This window comes from Ruania rhizosphaerae, from assembly GCF_009805705.1.
Lineage (GTDB): Bacteria > Actinomycetota > Actinomycetes > Actinomycetales > Beutenbergiaceae > Ruania > Ruania rhizosphaerae.
Genome location: NZ_VSMB01000003.1, coordinates 256994 through 274354, shown reverse-complemented (window position 1 = coordinate 274354; position 17361 = coordinate 256994). Strand labels below are relative to the sequence as shown.

Here is a 17361-nt window from a genome sequence, read left to right as displayed (position 1 = left end):
AGGCGAGGAAGGGAGAACCGGTGGCGATCGCCCCGGAAGGACGACGAATGCTCCGCGTGGAGGCACGCAACGCCGCCGTCCCCATCGAGAAGAAGCCGTCGTGGATCAAGACCCGCGCGATCATGGGTCCCGAGTACACCGAGTTGCAGTCGCTCGTGAAACGCGAGGGCCTGCACACGGTGTGCCAGGAGGCCGGCTGCCCGAACATCTTCGAATGCTGGGAGGACCGTGAGGCGACGTTCCTCATCGGGGGTGACCAGTGCACCCGGCGCTGCGACTTCTGCCAGATCGATACCGGCAAGCCCGCCGCCTTCGACGCCGACGAACCTCGCCGCGTGGCGGCGTCGGTCCAGGCCATGGGTCTGCGCTATTCGACGGTCACCGGTGTGGCGCGCGACGATCTCGCCGACGGCGGAGCCTGGCTCTACGCCGAGACTGTCCGCCAGATCCACCAGGTCAATCCGGGTACGGGCGTCGAGCTGCTCATCCCGGACTTCAATGCCGAACCCGGGCAACTGGCCGAGGTGTTCTCCTCCCGGCCCGAGGTGCTGGCCCACAATCTGGAGACGGTGCCACGCATCTTCAAACGGATCCGCCCCGGATTCCGCTACGAACGCTCGCTGAGCGTGCTCACGGCCGCCCGCGAGGACGGCCTGGTCACCAAGTCCAATCTCATCCTCGGCATGGGTGAGACCTTGGACGAGGCTGCCGACGCCCTGCAGGACCTGCACGACGCAGGTTGCGATCTGGTGACCATCACCCAGTACCTGCGCCCGAGTCCACGGCACCACCCGGTGGACCGGTGGGTTCGCCCGGAAGAGTTCGTCCAGTTGTCCGAGGAGGCCGAACGGATCGGATTCGCCGGCGTCATGGCCGGGCCGCTGGTGCGCTCCTCGTACCGCGCCGGCCGGCTGTGGGCGCAGGCGAAGGCTCGTCGCGGCGAGCAGGTGCCGGAGGCGTTGGCTCACCTGACCGAGCCGGGCAGCGCCCGCCAGGAGGCCGCCTCCTTGCTCGACCGCTGAGGGTCCACTCCCCCGGCGACGGCGACCCTCACCACCCCAGGTCACGGCCCAGGTGGTCAGGGCATCAGGCGATAGACGCCGTCGTGGTCCGGCCGGGAGCGGGCGCTACGGCCGGTAGGCTGTCAGGCATCATGGCCAAGAACACCTCAGCGGACGCGGACGCGACAAAGAAGCCCAAGAAGAAGCGCTGGTATCACCAGATCTGGGAAGTCTTCCAGATGGTCCGGCGTGCTCAGCCCTTGATCGTGCTCTGGCTGCTGCTGGTGTTCGTCGGCGTGGTGGCCGTGGGTGTGGCCGCCGGCCTGCTCTTCGACCAGGTCCTCTACTTCTCCCTGCTGTCGGTACCGTTCGGTGCGCTGGCGGCGATGTTCATACTGGCCCGCCGTGCCGAGACCGTGGCCTACGCGCGCATCGAGGGTGAGCCAGGGGCCGTCTCGGCGGCGCTCGGCACCATCCGGCGAGGCTGGAACATTCAGGAGGAGCCGGTGGCGGTCGACCCGCGCACGCAGGACATGGTGTTCCGCGCCGTCGGACGACCCGGTGTGGTGCTGATCTCCGAGGGCCCGGCCCACCGTGTGCCGAAGTTGCTCGAAGCTGAGCGCAAGCGGGTCTCCCGGGTGATCCCGAATGTCCCGATCATCCTGGTGCAGTGCGGCAGCGGCGAGGGTCAGATCCCGCTGACCAAGATCGCGAACAAGGTGCGGCGCCAGAAGGCGACCCTGACGCGCAACGAGGTCGCTGAGGTCTCCAAGCGCCTCCGGGCGCTGCGTTCCAACGCCCTGCCCATCCCGAAGGGTGTCGACCCGCGCCGGGCGCGGCCCGATCGCAAGGGCATGCGCGGACGCTGACGCCTCGTCAGAGGCGACCCCGGTCCCAGCGGAGAACGCATCAAGATCGCAGGAGCTCCGACTGATCAGTTCCTGCTGATGATCGTTCCAGCCGCCCGGTCGTGCACTGCCCGGCCGTCCGGTCCGGTGACCACGGCCGGGATCACCAGGCACAGCAGCACCGTACGCACCAGCGCCCGCAACGGACCCGCCGGGTCTCCACTGCCTGCCCGCACCCGCAGGCCGAGGAGTCGGTGGCCGATGGAAGATCCCAGCGTTCCCACCAGGAGGAACGTCATGGCGGCGAAGACCCCGACAGTCGCCAACGGGTGGTAGTCGAAGAAGCCTGCACTGATCGCCGAGGCGATCAGCCAGTCGATCGCGAGGGCACCGACTCTCCGGCCCCAGTGGGTCTCGCGTGGTTGGTCCGCAGTGGTCACCGGGTCAGCGTACGTGGGCTGCGTCGTCCACGCGGTCGTCCAGATGCAGGACTGTCCCGCAGCACTGAGGCCGTACCCTTTAACATGGCCGACACATTGCGGTCATGGTGGAGAAACGCCCGCCGCCTACCGTGATGGCGTTGACCGGACGAGTGTCCCACCATCAAGGAGCAATGGATGTTCAGTAGTGCCGAGGAGGCCATCGCCTTCACCAAGGAGCAGGACGTCAAGTTCGTTGACGTCCGCTTTTGCGACCTGCCGGGGGTGATGCAGCACTTCAACATCCCGGTGGAAGCGTTCAACGAGGACGCTTTCAAGGACGGCCTGATGTTCGACGGCTCGTCGATCCGCGGTTTCCAGGCGATCCACGAATCCGACATGAAGCTCGTGCCGGACGTGACCAGCGCATTCATCGACCCGTTCCGCAAGCAGAAGACGTTGGTGGTGAACTTCTCCATCGTCGACCCGTTCACGGATGAGCCGTACTCGCGCGACCCCCGCAACATCGCCGCCAAGGCCGAGGCCTACCTCGCCTCGACCGGTATCGCCGACACCGTGTTCTTCGGCCCGGAGGCTGAGTTCTACGTCTTCGATGACGTGCGATTCCAGACAACGCAGCACTCGTCGTTCTACTACATCGACTCCAACGAGGCTGCCTGGAACACCGGCCGTGAGGAAGAAGGCGGCAACCTGGGGTACAAGACCCGGTACAAGGGCGGCTACTTCCCCGTCTCCCCCAACGACCAGTTCGCTGATCTGCGCGATGCGATGGTGACGCAGCTGCAAGAGGTCGGGCTCGAGGTCGAGCGGGCGCACCACGAGGTGGGCACCGCCGGTCAGCAGGAGATCAACTACAAGTTCAACACCCTGCGCTCGGCCGCCGACGATCTGATGAAGTTCAAGTACATCATCAAGAACGTGGCCTGGGAGGCCGGAAAGTCCGCCACCTTCATGCCGAAGCCGCTCTTCGGCGACAACGGTTCGGGCATGCACTCCCACCAGTCGCTGTGGAAGAACGGCGAGCCGCTGTTCTATGACGAGCGCGGCTACGGCGGACTCTCGGACCTCGCACGCTGGTACATCGGCGGTCTGCTCGCGCACGCTCCGTCGCTGCTGGCGTTCACGAACCCGTCGCTGAACTCCTTCCACCGTCTGGTGCCGGGCTTCGAGGCTCCGGTCAACCTCGTCTACTCGGCCCGGAACCGTTCTGCCTGCATCCGCATTCCGGTCACCGGAACCTCGCCGAAGGCCAAGCGCGTGGAGTTCCGCGTGCCGGATCCCTCGTCGAACCCGTACCTGGCGTTCTCCGCGATGCTGATGGCCGGGATCGACGGCATCAAGAACCGTATCGAGCCGCCGGAGCCGGTCGACAAGGACCTCTACGAGCTCCCGCCGGAGGAGCACGCACAGATCGCACAGGTGCCGGACTCCCTCACGGGCGTGCTCGACGCTCTCGAGGCCGATCACGACTACCTCACCGAGGGTGACGTGTTCACGCCGGACCTCATCGAGACGTGGATCGACTACAAGCGCACCAACGAGGTCGACGCGGTGCGTCTGCGGCCGCACCCGCACGAGTTCGAGTTGTACTACGACCTGTGATCTGAGGGTTCGCACCCTCTGTCAGTAATGGTCGAGAACGGCCCCTGGCCTGGGAGAACGTCTTTCGACGTCCTCCAGCGTCAGGGGCCGTTTCTCGTTGCTCTGCCTCAGTGCTCCCCCGCCCAGGTCGATCGCACCGTCGCCGTTGCGATCCGGCACCAGTTGTGTCCGGGCACAAGGTGCAGGCTCAGTCGACGAGTGCACCCGCCGACAGGTTGGCGACAGTTCCGGTCATCGCACCAGCGCGGTCGGAGGCCAGGAATGCTGCGGTCTCGGCGACCTCGGCGAGGGTGGGCAGCCGTTGCAAGAGCGTGCTCTGCGCCAGCCCGACCTCGAGGAACTCCTGGACCGAGGACAGCCCGGCCGCTGCTGCGGATTGCTTGAACAGGTCCGTGGTGTAGGAGCCCGCTGCCGGCGCATCGACGACGGCGTGGGGACGGATGGTGACGACCCTGATGTTGCTGGATGCCAACTCCGCGGCCAGGAGCCGCGAGAAGGCCTCCTTGCCCGCCGCGCTGACGCCGTGCCCCAGGATGCCGCCCACGGCCAACTTGGCGCCGGGCTCGGACAGGTTCAGGATCACACCGGGACGCTCGTGCCCCATATGGCGGGACACCGCCTTGCTGGTGAGGAACAGCGTCCGCAGGAAGGCATTGACCGGCCGCATGAACTCCTCCAGCGAGAGGTCCGCCAGCATCGTTCCCTGGTCGTGGATCACGCTCACCGCGTTGAGAGCGATGTCGATGCCGCCGGCCGCCCTCGCGACAGCATCGGCGTGCTCGTTGATGGCTTCCTCATCGAATGCATCGAGTTGCGCGGTCTCGACGGTTGCGCCAGTGGCGGCGATGTCACGGGCCACGGCGTCGAGCTTCGGCTGCGTTCGACCGGCGAGGAAGACTCTTGCGCCTTCCCGGGCGAATGTCCGTGCGATGGTGCCGCCGATGGCGCCCCCACCACCGTAGATCACAGCGTTCTTGTTCGCGAGCAGCTTCCCGTTCATGCATGTCCTCCGGTAGGTGAGTGGTGTTTCGAGTGGGTGCGGTCGACCGCACGTCCGCATGTCGACGCATGTCGACCGATGTCGACATGCGGCTGAGGAGACTTGCCGGATCCCCTCCGGCAACTGGTGGTCAGCCCTCCTGCTGCCGCTGGATCTGTTCCGCGAGGCGCTTGATCCGGTTGAGCCGGGAATCCCAGGTCTCGCCGACGGCGTTCAGTTGCCGCACCGCACGGGCGAACTGCCCCGCGTCGAGCTCGTACCGGCGCTCACGCCCCATCGAGGTCGCTTGCACGAGGCCGGCACGATCCAGGACGCCCAGGTGCTTGGCAACCGCTTGGCGCGAGATCGGGAGACGGTCACTGAGGCTGGTCGGCGTACCGACTCCGTCCACGAGCAACAGATCAAGCAGCCGACGACGGGTCGGGTCGCCGATCGCCGACCAGAGCTCGTCGTCCACGATCGCGGTCACCGCGGCACCACCGACGGTGCGTAGTTCCGCAGTCTGGGCAGGAACAAGTCCCAGCCGCGCTCGTGATCGTGGAACGCCTCCTCGAGCACCGCGGCTTCCCAGCCCTTCTCCCGCCAGCCGGTCTCGGTCAGCCGCAGGATCGTGCCGTCACCGGACGGTTCGAGTTCGATCGTGACCAGGAGTGAGTTGTCCGCGTCAGGATCCTGACCATCGGGAGCGACCCATCGGAACGCGAACCTCCGGGGCGGATCGACATCGACCACCTTGATCGGGGCCACCTTGTCGCGGTCACCCCAGACCAGTTCGCCCATCTCACCGGGCACCGGGTCGAACGATGCGTCGTCGGGCCACCACATCTTGATGTGCTCGGGACGACTCACCACATCGAACACGATCTCCGGTGCCGCCTCGATGCGGATCTCACGCTCCAACGTTCCGAATTCCACGACAACCTCCACTAAGCAACCTTTGGTTGCGCATAACTGTAGAAGGCATCGCGACGGTGCGCAACCCTTTGTTGCGCGAAGACGGTTCCCTCGATCGCCTGGCGCCGCACTACCGGGCCCGCAACTCCGGTGGGAGGCGTCCTGCGTTTCAACTGTGGTCAGACTCCCCCGGATCTTTGTGGGTCCGGGGACTCGCACGTCCTGCGGTCTGCGGGGTCCTGTCCTCCTGGGTAGCGGCGTGAAGCTCCGGTGTGTTCAGCGCCGGGACTGACGCCGCCGGGTCGGGTCGGCCGAGAACCGTGGTCTCTGACGTTCCTGAGCCTGCTCAGGAGTCCGTTCGCTAGGGCGACGGCGATGACGACGATGACCGCTCCAAGGAGTTGGAGCGGCGTCGGATGCTCGGCGAGGGTGATGGCGGAGAGGCCGAGCGCGAGCACCGGCTGGATCAGGAGCAGTGCTGCGGTCGTGACAGGTTCGAGTCGAATGCTGCCGTGGTGGATCAGCAGCCATGCGACGACCTGCCCGAGCACCGCGAGGACGACCAGCAGCACCCAGGAGCGAGCACTGATGCCCGCCAGACGGAGTCCGCCGGAGACGAGAGCGATGATCATAGTTGTCCCGGCGGCTGAGGCGGTCGCCCATGCCAGCGGCTGGATCATGCGCCCCGGTTCCCGCTTGGTGGCGCGACGAGTGAGGAACAGGTAGATCCCGTATCCGAGCCCGGCCAGTAGCCCCAGGAGCGTGCCGGTGACGGCTTGTCCGCGTGGAGTGGCGGTGCCCCAAAGGCCACCGACCAAGCTGATCCCGAGCAGCATCAACGGCAGCGCCCAGAGGAATCGCACCGTGACTCGTTCCCGGTCGACGACGAGCGCGAGCAATGGCAGCACGATCACCTGCACGTTGATCAGCACGGTGCTGATGCCCGCGCCGACCTCATAGATCGCCGCGGTCCAGGCCGCGTAATCGACCCCCAGCGCGACCCCGGCCGCGATTGCCCCGCCGACACCACGCCACGACAATCGGCCACGCCGAGCGCGCTCGCCCAGCGCCAGGGGCACGAGCACGACGACGGCGATCGCGCAGCGCAGCATCGCGGTGGTCGCAGCATCCACGCCCGCGAGTTTCACCAGGATCGCCGACACCGACAGGCACAGAGCTCCGGCGAGCACCGACGACGATGCGAGCAGCCGAGAGCGAGCATGATCGGAACAGGCGGGTTCACGGGTCTCCATGACTGGACGGTATGCACCCGATACCAATTAGCACTACTTCTCTTATCTACTTGATAGTGATAAGCCTGGCGTATGAATATGGACTGGAATCGACTACGCGTCCTGGATGCGGTCGCCCGTACCGGTTCGGTGACGCGAGCAGCAGAGCTGTTGCATATGACCGGCCCGGCAGTGTCGCAGCAGCTGCGCCGGATCGACGCCGAAGCGGGCATCCGCGTGGTCGCTCCCGACGGGCGTGGTGTCCGGCTCACGCGTGAGGGGCGGGTCCTGGCCGGCTACGCCGCGCAGGTCGCAGCGCTGATGGTGCGGGCCGAGAACGATCTGCATCAGGGCGATGAACTGGTCGGCCGCATCTGCATTGGCGCGCTCGCCTCCATCCTCCGCACCTCCCTCGCGGAGGAGCTGGCCGAGTTCGAACGCCTCCACCCTCGTGTGGAGCTGCGCGTCGAAGATGGCGAGACGGCGTGGCATCTCGACCGACTGGCCGATGGCCACCTGGATCTGGTGCTCGCCGAATCCTGGAGCCCGTCGCCGGTGAGACTTCCCGCCGGAGTCTCTGCCCGGCCACTGGCCAGAGAGTCCGCGTGGATCGCCCTGCCCGAGCACCATCGGTTGCATGAGAGAACGCAGCTCGACCTCACCGATCTGGCGACAGAGATCTGGTGCACGTGCGCCCGTGGCTCCGACGAACACCGATCACTCACGCAGATCGCCCGGATGAGCGGTATCGAGCTCGACATCCGGCATTTCGTCGCCGACCACCATACTCAGCTAGCGCTCGTCCGAGCGGGCCTCGCCGTCGCCTGCGTTCCCACTGCGACGCCGCAGCCCGAAGCCCCAGGCGTCGTCTACCGCAGACTGGACCCAGAGATGCATCGCGACATCCTGCTGCTGACCAGCGACCGAACCCCGCCGCGCCCCGTCGAAGCGCTCATCGCACAACTCACCGCCACCGTGCCTCGCGAATAGACTGGAACTGCGCGAATAAGGCCTGAGCCACGAGTGCGGCTGCCCTCTCGGCTCAGGCCACGGTGTCAGGTCAGCGTGACAGTGAAGCTCTTGCCGTAGGCGTGATGCGTCTCGGCGGTGACCATGGTCCCGCCTGGTACGCGACTGACCGTGACGCCGTCATCGGCCGACTCCAGAGTCAGCGGACGGCCGCGGACAGTCACGGAGACCGTCTCGCGGTGCATCGTCGGGTCGGAGACGGAGAGCTCGACAACCCCGTCGCGCCGTCGCGCGATGACAGATGCGGGGCCGTCGATCGACAGTCGCTCTGCCTGCTGGGTGCCGTCGGCGAACACGTTCGCGGCCACTACCCCGAGGCCGGTGTGCTTGACGGCTTGCACGCGCGGATTGTTGCGGATCACGGAGAGCTCGCCTGGGTATGCAGCCATCGTGTCGTCGTCGGCGTTCGGTACCAGGGCATAGGCAAGCGATGCGGGTCCGGCACCGGCAGGGTGTTCCACGCTGAGGCCGAATACCTGCTTGGTCACCTGGGTGTTGGGGTTGGAGAGCCGGATGGCCCGCCTACTGCGCGTGACTCGGTCGAGCGTTACGTCCACGTCCTGATCGTCCAGCAGGACGTACCCGACGGCGGCACCGCGGGTCGCGTTGAGATAGCGCACCCAGGCGAGGGGTGCTTCTCCCGTGCCCGACCATGCGGTGCCGTCGCGCTGCGCGCCGGTGATCTGGACATCGTCGCCGCTTCCGGCGATCCGGGAGTCGAGTGTGGTCACAGCGTCGCGCCCGGAGAGGCCGTCGATCCCTGCCGCGAGTGCGATGATCTCGTCGTCGAACATGAACCAGGACTTGGTGGCGCTCGCGTTCTGGTAGACGACGAAGTCCTCCGGGAGGATGCCCTCCTGTTTGTCCCGGTAGCCGACGTCGTCGGAGAGCACCATACCGACCGCGCCGAGCGTGCCCAGCGTGGCGCCGCCGGAATGAACGTTCGTCCCGCGTGGGAAGTAGACGTAGGTGTTCTGGGATTCCGAGGAGGAGTAGAACTCGAGCGGGTGGTCCGGGTTCTCGTACCAGCGCTCCCCGTAGAGATCGGGAATGCTGCGGCGCTCCTCCACCGGGGCGGTCACCCCCGCGAGGCGGTACGGCGAGACGGTCGTGTAGTAGTCGACGCCGTAACACTCCGACTGGTCCAGGCCGGCGAGATAGAGGTAATAGGCACCGTCTCCCTGGAACCAGGGCAGCAGGTTCTCCCCATTCATGTACTCGTACTTGCTGATCCGGTCCGAGTTGCGCGCCAGGGCGAAGGCGTACCCGGGGCGGCGGTGCACCGTCCGGTCCATCGCATCGAAGGCGACGTTGCGTTCGTCCGCGTTCAGGTCGGCAGCCACGATCTCGGCGTCGCCGACGATCTCCGCGAACCGCGCGATACTGACGGGGGAAGCGAATCGGCTCGCGTCGATCTTCTCGGGCGAGGCGCCGTCGAGATGCTTGACGTAGGCCTCCAGTTCGCGGGCATCACCGCTGGGTGCGTAACCGGACAGATCCACGATGGCCTCGGCGATCACCCGAACGTCGGTGTACCCGGTGGTGGTCCGGGACACCGCACGCCCCTTGACCACCTCCATCATCCACCCCTCGTAGATCAGCGGCGCGAACCCGTTCCGGACCCACCCGATGACGACCTCCACCAGGTCGGCGGTGCTGGCCTGGGACGCTCCGTCGAGGATCTTGACGGTCTGCACCACCCGGGTGAGCAGGCCCTTGCCGTAGGAGCCCGTGTACGCGACCGAGTGGTGCTGGATGAAGGATCCGTCCGCGTAGTAGCCGTCGGTCACGCCGTGCTGCAGGTTGTACGGGTCGATCGTGGCGAAGACCGTGGCCTGGTCTGCGATGGCCTTGGTGATACGCGCCTCGTCACCGATCAGCGCACCCTGGAGGATCCGATTGGTGGTGATGTCGGCGAGATTCGCGCCGGTGTGGAAACGGGAGTCGAGGTCCACGTCACCGTCGACGCCGGCGCGCAGGTAGGCATCCATCGTGGTCACGTAGGTGGCCACCAAGTCGGGCCGGTGGGCGGCGACCTCGTCGGCGAGCAGCACGAAGGCACGGGTCACATCTGTCGGGAATCCGATCTCCCAGTTGAACCAGTTGCCGTAGTAGCCGGCGTCATGATCGGCGAGGTAGTGCTCGTGCAACCAGGCGAGCCCGTCGATCACCTGGCGTTGGATGGCGACATCGTCCACCAGGCCAGAACCTGGCGTGCGAGTCGCCAAGGCGATCTCGTAGAGAGAGGTGGTGGTGCGGCGCAGGTTGGTGTCGTTCGAGCCGAGCGGCCGGCCGGCGAACAGCTCGCCGACGCCGGCGTCGGCCATGTCCGCCAGCCGGCTCCGGGCCGTGGATTCGATGGCCGCCACTCTGGGTGACACCTCGGGGCGCGTGTTCGAGGAGGCGGTGCCGGCCAGCATCGCGACTGTGTTGGCAAGCAGGCGGTCGCGGTTGGCGGGCGTCTCGGCGTGTGCGAGCAGCGGGGCGCCGACGGTCAGCAGACCTGCGGCGGGAATCATGGACAGGACGTGACGGCGGGTGAGCTGCATCGGTGCGGATCCCTGAGTAGGTCGAGCGGCGCGGTGGGCCCTTCGCATTCAATCAGGTCCGGTCCGAAAACCCAAGGGCGGATTGCTCACCCGTAGAACACGCGCTCCATCACCGTCCGCGCACGACGTGCGGCGCGCAGCCAGTCCTGCTCCAGGTCGACCGCGTGTCCCGGCTCGTAGCCGAGTAGCCGGGAGACCGACGACAGCGCTTGACGCTCCTCGGGCAGCACATCCACCCGCTGGCCGCGGGTGCGGCCGGTGGCGAGCACGATCGCGTTGCGCAACCGTGTCGCCAACTCCCAGGCCTCGATGAGGCGGTCCGCATCCGCTCCCGCGAGCAGGCCCGCATCCCGTGCGGCGAGCAAGGTCTCGCGCGTGCCGGTCACGCGTAGATCCTGGTGCTGACCAGCGTGCTGCAGCTGCAGCAGCTGAGCGGTCCACTCCACGTCCGAGAGCCCCCCGCGGCCGAGCTTGAGGTGGTGGGTGGCCGGCACGCCACGCGGGAGCCGCTCGGACTCCACTCGTGCCTTGATACGCCGGAGCTCGCGCAGTTCGGCGGCCTCGACACCGCGGTCGGGGTACCGGTGGGGGTCGATGAGCGCGGTGAACCGCTCGGCGAGCCCCTCGTCGCCGCAGGCGGGCCGGGCCCGCAGCAACGCCTGCCGCTCCCAGCCCAGCGCCCAGCGTTGGTAGTACTCGGCGTAGGAGTCGAGGGTGCGCACCATCGGGCCCTGTTTGCCCTCCGGGCGCAGGGCCGCGTCCACCTGCAACTGCGGCTCACTGCTCATGGTGCCCAGCAGCGAGGCGATGGATCCCGCCACCTCGAGGGCCCACTCGTTCGCGAGCTGCGGATCGGCGCCGGGATCAGGATCGTGGACGAACATGACGTCAGCGTCGCTGGCGTAACCGATCTCCTCGCCGCCCAGACGTCCCATCGCCACCACCAGGAACGCCGACGGCGCCGCCTGGAGGCCGCGTGCGGTATTCGCCTCGGACATCGCTACGCGCAGCGCGCCGTGCAGGGCCATGTCGGCAGCAGGGGCGATGACCTCACGGCAGGTGGTCACCGGGACGCTCTCCAGGACGTCCCGGATGGCGCCACGGGTCAGCTCGCGGCGCCGCAGGTACCGGATCGCCGCCGCCGCCGACTTCGGATCGTGCCGGCGGACGAGCATCGCATCCATGTGCGTGGCGAGCACCCCGGGCGATCGAGGCGTCAGGTCCTCGTCCTCGTCGAGCCATGCGATCGCGTCGGTGAGTTGCGCGAGATTATCGGCCACGTAGGTCGACGCCGAGAGCAGATGCGCCAACCGGTCGGCTGCGGCACCGGAGTCACGCAGCAGCTTCAGGTACCAGTAGGTGCTCCCGAGGGTGTCGGAGAGCTTGCGGAACGCGAGCAGGGCACCGTCGGGGTCGCTGCCCTCGGCGAACCAGCCGAGCATCACCGGAAGCAGCTGGCGCTGGATGGCTGCTCGCCGGGACACACCCTCGGTGAGCGCTTTGATGTGCCGGGTGGCGCCGTCGGGGTCGCGGTAGCCGATCGCGCGCAGGCGGGCGCTCGCCGCGTCTGCGGTGAGGGAGACGTCGTCGGCGGACAGTCGCGCGGTGGCCGGAAGGAGGGGCCGATAGAACAGTTCCTCGTGCAGCCGGCGCACGTTCCGCCTGGTTGCCCGCCAGCGACTCTCCAGTCCGTCGTTGCCGTCCACCGGAATCCGGGCCGCACGCGCCAGCCGCCGTAGCTCGTCGCTACTGCTGGGCATCAAATGGGTGCGGCGCAGCCTGCCCAGCTGCACCCGGTGCTCGAGCACCCGCAGGAACCGGTAGCAGCTCGCCAACTCGGCAGCGTGGTCCCGGCCGACGTATCCGGCTGCCGAGAGTGCCGCCAGGGCTTCGAGCGTGTTCGCCGACCGGATCGTCTCGTCAACACGGCCGTGGACGAGCTGCAGGAGCTGAACGGTGAACTCGACGTCCCGCAACCCGCCGCGCCCGAGTTTGATCTGGCGCTCGGCCTCGGCGATAGGGACGTGTGCCTCCACTCGCCGCCGCATCGCCTGCGCGTCCTCAACGAAGTTGTCCCGCGCGACGGCGTCCCACACCAAGGGCCTGGTCGCCGCCAGGTAGGCGGCGCTCAGGCTGGCGTCCCCGGCGACATGCCTGGCTTTGAGGAGTGCTTGGAACTCCCAGGTCTTGGCCCAGCGCTCGTAGTAGGTCAGGTGCGATTCGAGGGTACGCACCAGCGGCCCGTTCTTACCCTCTGGCCGCAACGCGGCGTCGACCTCCCACAGGGCGGGTTCCCGGGAGGGCATCGAGCACATCCGTGCCATCGCGGCAGCGAGCTTCGAACCGCTGCGCAGGGCATCGCTCTCGTCTGCTCCCTCAGCAGGTTCGGCGACGTAGATGACATCCACATCGGAGATGTAGTTGAGTTCCTTCCCGCCGGTCTTGCCCATCCCCAGCACGGCGAGACGCACCTCGCGCGCATGATCGGCCATCTCCGCCCGTCCCAGCGCCAGCGCGGCCTCAAGTGCTGCGGAGGCCAGGTGCGCCAGCGTGGCCGAGACGGCGGGCAGCAGGGTCTCCGGATCGTCGGCGGTGAGATCCTCCGTTGCCACCGCGAGCAGGATCCGGCGATATGTCCGCCGCATCTCGTCGAGGGCGCCCTCGGAAGCGCTGACGCTCGCCACGGGAACATCGGCCGCGGGGTCGGCCGAAACCGCCTCCAGCATCAGGCGCCGCACCTGCTCGCCGGCCGCACCGACACCGATATCGCGGTAGCGGGCGGAGGCGACGATCGCGACGTCCTCGGGGTGGGAGACCAGCCAGTCCCCCAGCGCCTGAGATGCCCCGAGTACGGCGATCACCCGCTCCCGCTCGGGGCCGTCGGCAGCGAAGATCCGTCGCAGGAACGCTCCGTCGACTCCGTCGGCCTCCCCGAGCCGCACCAACGCCAGGAGTCCACGGTCCGGGTCGGCTGCACGGCCGAGCGCACCGGTCAACGCCGCCTGGCCCGCGACATCGCATTCGTCGTACACCTGGGCAAGGAAGGATGAACGAAACAACTCGGCGTCCCGGTCGGCCTCGTCGAAACCGGCGCGCGCGAGCAGCCCGGTCAGCGACACCGCCCGGCTCATCGTGACTGCCCTTCCGATCGTGGTGAAACCTGCTGCGTGGCGATCACGAGCCTCAGATCAGGCCGATGCGGGCCAACTCGTACGGGGTCACCTGCGCACGGTAGTCGGTCCATTCCTGGCGCTTGTTCGCGAGGAAGTGGGTGAAGACCTGCTCCCCGAGCGTCTCGGCCACCAGCTCCGATCGCTCCATCACGGCCACCGCCTCGTTCAGGCTGCCCGGCAAGGGGTCGATCCCCAGGGCACGGCGCTCGGTGTCTGAGAGCTCCCACACGTTGTCCTCGGCCTCCTCGGGCATCTGGTACCCCTCCTGCACACCTTTCAGTCCCGCCCGGAGCATGACGGCGAATGCCAGGTACGGGTTGGCGGCGGCGTCGAGACCGCGGTACTCCACCCGTGCAGACTGTCCCTTGTTCGGCTTGTACATCGGCACCCGCACCAGCGCGGACCGGTTGTTGTGGCCCCAGCAGCGGTAACTCGGTGCTTCCTGGCCGCCCCAGAGGCGCTTGTAGGAGTTGACGAACTGGTTCGTCACCGCGGTGATCTCGGCGGCGTGGTGGAGCAGCCCAGCGATGAAGGCACGGCCCGTGGTGGACAGTTGATACTCGCCCCCCGGTTCGTAGAACGCATTCGTGTCGCCTTCGAACAGCGACAGGTGGGTGTGCATACCCGAACCGGGCTGCCCTGCGAGCGGCTTGGGCATGAAGGAGGCCGTGAAGCCCTGCTCGATGGAGACCTCCTTGACCACGGAGCGGAAGGTCATGATGTTGTCTGCTGTGCTGAGGGCGTCGGCATAGCGCAGGTCGATCTCGTTCTGGCCGGGGCCGGTCTCGTGGTGGGAGAACTCGACCGAGATTCCCATCGACTCCAGCAGCGTGATCGCGGCGCGGCGGAAGTCGTGCCCTTGCCCCCGTGCGACGTGGTCGAAGTAGCCAGCGTTGTCGATGGGGATGAGCGGATCGGTCTCGTTCTCCAGTGCCTTGAAGAGGTAGAACTCGATCTCGGGGTGGGTGTAGAAGGTGAAACCGGCATCCGCGGCCTCGGCCAGCGCACGCTTGAGCACGTTGCGGGGGTCGGCCGGGGAGGATTCGCCGTCGGGGGTGAGGATGTCGCAGAACATCCGTGCCGTCCCGTGCTTGCCGCCACGCCAGGGCAGGATCTGGAACGTGCTCGGGTCTGGCCGAAGGATCAGGTCCGACTCCGAGACCCGGGACAGTCCCTCGATGGAGGATCCATCGAAACCGATCCCTTCGATGAACGCCCCCTCGAGCTCGGCCGGGGCGATCGCCACCGACTTGAGTACACCGAGCACATCAGTGAACCAGAGCCGGATGAACCGGACGTCCCGCTCCTCGATGGCCCGGAGCACGTACTCCTGCTGCTTGTCCATGCGACTGCTCCCGATCGTCTGGCTTTCGGACCGCCCCGACGCCGTCGCGTCCAGGTAGGCCCATCATGTCAGGTTCGTGCGATCGATCCGACCGGTGGCACCGCCCGCCTCATCCGGGCCGGCCGTCTCGACGGCGGTGCCTGGTCATGGCTCACGGCCGTCCTCGGTCTGGGGGACGTGCTCGAGCTCAGCAAGCCAGGCGACGGCATTGCCGTCGGAGGGCGCCCGCCATTCCCCACGCGGCGACAGGGCTCCCCCGGCCATCACCTTCGGGCCGTTCGGCACGGCACTACGTTTGAACTGACTGAAACCGAAGAACCGCCGGACGAACACCGCGAGCCACCGCCGGATTTCGGTGAGCCCGTAGCCGTACCTTTCCTCGGCGGGGAAGCCCGGAGGCCACGACCCTGTGCTGGGGTCGGACCATGCGTGGTGCGCAAGGAACGCGATCTTGCGAGGGCCGAATCCGTGCCTGAGGACGTAGTAGAGGCTGAAATCGTGCAAAGCGTAGGGCCCGATGGTGTCCTCGGTACTCTGCACGTCGCCGTCTTCACCGGTGGGCACCAGTTCGGGGGTGATGCGCGTGTCGAGTACCGACTGCAGCACCTGCGCGGTGGCGGCGGGGAACTCCTCGGAGGCGATCACCCAGCGGATGAGGTGCTGGATCAAAGTCTTCGGCACGCCGATGTTCACTGCGTAGTGGGACATCTGGTCGCCGACCCCGTAGGTGCACCATCCGAGTGCCATCTCCGAGAGATCGCCGGTACCGACGACGATTCCACCCTCGGCATTGGCGATCCGGAACAGGTAGTCGGTGCGCAGGCCGGCCTGGACGTTCTCGAAAGTGACGTCGTAGACCGGCTCTCCGCCGGCGAACGGGTGACCGATCTTCTCCAGCATCTCGCGGGCTGCCGGGCGGATATCGATCTCGGCGAACGTCACGCCGAGCGCCTCCCCCAGCGCCCATGCGTTGGAGCGCGTGTGGTCACTGGTAGCGAAGCCGGGCAATGTGTACCCGAGGATGTCCCTGCGCGGACGTCCGAGCCGGTCCATGGCTTGTGCGGCGACGAGGAGAGCGTGGGTGGAATCCAGCCCTCCGGACACCCCGATCACGAGCTTTGGGCTACCGATCGAGCGCATGCGTTGCTCGAGCGCAGCGACCTGGATGTTGAACGCCTCGTAGCAGTCCTGTGCGAGCCGGTCTGCATCGTCGGGGACGAAGGGGAACCGGTCGACAGATCGCCGTAGCCCGATGTCCCCCTCAGGTGGGTTGAGCCGGAACCGAACCGTACGCAGCGCCCCGGTGCGTTCGGCGTGGGTGCGCCGGTTGTCATCGAAGGACCCCTGGCGCAGTCGTTCCTGCCGGAGCAGGTCCAGATCGATATCCGCGACAGCGCGCTGCGCCGTCTCACTGAACCGAGGAGACTTGGTGAGCAGACGTCCGGCCTCATAGATCATGGTCTGCCCGTCCCAGGCGAGGTCGTTGCTGGACTCTCCGCGCCCTGCCGCGGCGTACAGGTAGGCAGCCAGGTATCGCGCCGAGGCGGACTGGGTCATCAGGTGCCGGTCGGCGGCACGTCCCACGGTGATCGGGCTGCCGGAGAGGTTCGCGAGCACTGTCGCACCGGCCAGCGCGGCCTCGGCACTCGGCGGCACGGGCACCCACACGTCCTCGCAGACCTCCACGTGCAACACCAGCCCCGGCAGATCCTCCGCCTCGAACAGCAGGTCGGGTCCGAACGGCACCCGATGGCCATCCACCAGGCACTCCTGCCCGCGTTGATCGTCCCCTGGGGCGAAGTGCCGTCGTTCGTAGAACTCCCGGTAGTTCGGCAGCAGCGACTTCGGGGCCACCCCGAGCACCCGGCCACGGTGAATCACCACGGCAGCGTTGTACAGCCGGTTACGGTGACGGACCGGAGCACCCACGACGAGGACCGGCAGCAGTCCGGCGCTGGCCGTCACCAACCTGCCCAGCGCCGCGTCGGTCGCATGAAGCACGGGGTCAGCCAGGAAGAGGTCCTCGATGCTGTACCCAGTGAGGCAGAGTTCGGGAAAGACCGCGACCGCCACACCGTCCTCATGGCAGGCCTGCGCCTGCGTCAGGATCGCATCCACATTGCGGTGAGGATCGCCGAGGGTGACCTCGATCGTGCACGTGGCCACGCGAGCGAAGCCGTGACCGTAGGACGAGCCGAACGACGGGGCGAGGGTGCCAGCACTCATGAGGTCAGTCTGTCAGGCCCGG

Annotated in this window: 13 protein-coding genes; 4 read left to right on the top strand and 9 right to left on the bottom strand. The window is 67.3% G+C overall.

Translation table 11 applies throughout. From position 1 onward, the window contains the following. The first annotated feature begins 20 nt into the window (after nucleotides 1-20). Both lipA and FV560_RS06700 read left to right on the top strand, forming a co-directional pair. Entirely contained in the window at nucleotides 21-1022 is a 1002-nt protein-coding gene (lipA, locus tag FV560_RS06705; protein ID WP_200837558.1) for a lipoyl synthase, read from the top strand. A 131-nt stretch (nucleotides 1023-1153) separates the two neighbouring features. Next, nucleotides 1154-1870: a DUF4191 domain-containing protein gene (locus tag FV560_RS06700; protein WP_159620732.1), complete on the top strand. Its 717-nt coding sequence runs from the start codon at nucleotides 1154-1156 to the stop codon at nucleotides 1868-1870. Between the two features lie 65 nt (nucleotides 1871-1935). On the opposite strand, the gene FV560_RS06695 is transcribed toward FV560_RS06700, so the two are convergent. Further along, complete coding sequence (locus FV560_RS06695; protein ID WP_159620731.1) at nucleotides 1936-2289, bottom strand: RDD family protein; 354 nt, start codon at nucleotides 2287-2289, stop codon at nucleotides 1936-1938. Nucleotides 2290-2466: 177 nt separating this feature from the next. Here FV560_RS06695 and glnA (FV560_RS06690) point away from each other — a divergent pair, with 177 nt between their 5' ends. Then, nucleotides 2467-3891, top strand: a complete 1425-nt coding sequence (gene glnA, locus FV560_RS06690) for a type I glutamate--ammonia ligase (protein WP_159620730.1) — start codon at nucleotides 2467-2469, stop codon at nucleotides 3889-3891. Between the two features lie 187 nt (nucleotides 3892-4078). Here glnA (FV560_RS06690) and FV560_RS06685 read toward each other — a convergent pair whose 3' ends face one another. From FV560_RS06685 to FV560_RS06670, 4 genes are all read right to left on the bottom strand, one after another. Further along, on the bottom strand, nucleotides 4079-4891 hold the full coding sequence (locus FV560_RS06685) for an SDR family NAD(P)-dependent oxidoreductase (RefSeq protein WP_159620729.1): 813 nt from the start codon (nucleotides 4889-4891) through the stop codon (nucleotides 4079-4081). A 130-nt stretch (nucleotides 4892-5021) separates the two neighbouring features. Then, the gene (locus FV560_RS06680; protein WP_159620728.1) at nucleotides 5022-5360 is read right to left on the bottom strand and encodes an ArsR/SmtB family transcription factor; all 339 of its coding nucleotides are present in this window, start codon (nucleotides 5358-5360) and stop codon (nucleotides 5022-5024) included. Then, entirely contained in the window at nucleotides 5357-5806 is a 450-nt protein-coding gene (locus FV560_RS06675; RefSeq protein ID WP_159620727.1) for an SRPBCC domain-containing protein, read from the bottom strand. Before FV560_RS06675 ends, FV560_RS06680 begins: the two co-directional genes overlap by 4 nt. A 158-nt stretch (nucleotides 5807-5964) precedes the next feature. After that, nucleotides 5965-7038, bottom strand: a complete 1074-nt coding sequence (locus FV560_RS06670) for a DMT family transporter (RefSeq protein ID WP_159620726.1) — start codon at nucleotides 7036-7038, stop codon at nucleotides 5965-5967. 78 nt (nucleotides 7039-7116) lie between these two features. On the opposite strand from FV560_RS06670, the gene FV560_RS06665 reads away from it, so the two are divergent. Then, nucleotides 7117-8007 carry a LysR family transcriptional regulator gene (locus tag FV560_RS06665; RefSeq protein ID WP_159620725.1) on the top strand — a complete coding sequence of 297 codons (891 nt, stop codon included), beginning with the start codon at nucleotides 7117-7119 and terminating at the stop codon, nucleotides 8005-8007. Nucleotides 8008-8072: 65 nt separating this feature from the next. Here FV560_RS06665 and FV560_RS06660 read toward each other — a convergent pair whose 3' ends face one another. The 4 genes from FV560_RS06660 to FV560_RS06645 form a co-directional block, all read right to left on the bottom strand. Then, the gene (locus FV560_RS06660; RefSeq protein WP_159620724.1) at nucleotides 8073-10595 is read right to left on the bottom strand and encodes a polysaccharide lyase family 8 super-sandwich domain-containing protein; all 2523 of its coding nucleotides are present in this window, start codon (nucleotides 10593-10595) and stop codon (nucleotides 8073-8075) included. An 86-nt stretch (nucleotides 10596-10681) separates the two neighbouring features. Then, entirely contained in the window at nucleotides 10682-13726 is a 3045-nt protein-coding gene (locus tag FV560_RS06655) for a bifunctional [glutamine synthetase] adenylyltransferase/[glutamine synthetase]-adenylyl-L-tyrosine phosphorylase (RefSeq protein WP_159620723.1), read from the bottom strand. 52 nt (nucleotides 13727-13778) lie between these two features. After that, a complete protein-coding gene (gene glnA, locus FV560_RS06650) occupies nucleotides 13779-15113 on the bottom strand; it encodes a type I glutamate--ammonia ligase (RefSeq protein ID WP_159620722.1) in 1335 nt (444 codons plus the stop codon). Nucleotides 15114-15257: 144 nt separating this feature from the next. Then, a complete protein-coding gene (locus FV560_RS06645) occupies nucleotides 15258-17339 on the bottom strand; it encodes an NAD(+) synthase (RefSeq protein ID WP_159620721.1) in 2082 nt (693 codons plus the stop codon). Nucleotides 17340-17361 lie beyond the last annotated feature (22 nt).

What these genes read in the sequence shown, in the direction of transcription:
- FV560_RS06700 (WP_159620732.1), top strand. Translation starts at nt 1,154, where the DNA reads ATGGCCAAGAACACCTCAGCGGACGCGGACGCGACAAAGAAGCCCAAG.
- glnA (WP_159620730.1), top strand. Translation starts at nt 2,467, where the DNA reads ATGTTCAGTAGTGCCGAGGAGGCCATCGCCTTCACCAAGGAGCAGGAC.
- FV560_RS06685 (WP_159620729.1), bottom strand. Translation starts at nt 4,891, where the DNA reads ATGAACGGGAAGCTGCTCGCGAACAAGAACGCTGTGATCTACGGTGGT.
- FV560_RS06670 (WP_159620726.1), bottom strand. Translation starts at nt 7,038, where the DNA reads ATGGAGACCCGTGAACCCGCCTGTTCCGATCATGCTCGCTCTCGGCTG.
- FV560_RS06665 (WP_159620725.1), top strand. Translation starts at nt 7,117, where the DNA reads ATGGACTGGAATCGACTACGCGTCCTGGATGCGGTCGCCCGTACCGGT.
- FV560_RS06660 (WP_159620724.1), bottom strand. Translation starts at nt 10,595, where the DNA reads ATGCAGCTCACCCGCCGTCACGTCCTGTCCATGATTCCCGCCGCAGGT.
- FV560_RS06655 (WP_159620723.1), bottom strand. Translation starts at nt 13,726, where the DNA reads ATGAGCCGGGCGGTGTCGCTGACCGGGCTGCTCGCGCGCGCCGGTTTC.
- glnA (WP_159620722.1), bottom strand. Translation starts at nt 15,113, where the DNA reads ATGGACAAGCAGCAGGAGTACGTGCTCCGGGCCATCGAGGAGCGGGAC.
- FV560_RS06645 (WP_159620721.1), bottom strand. Translation starts at nt 17,339, where the DNA reads ATGAGTGCTGGCACCCTCGCCCCGTCGTTCGGCTCGTCCTACGGTCAC.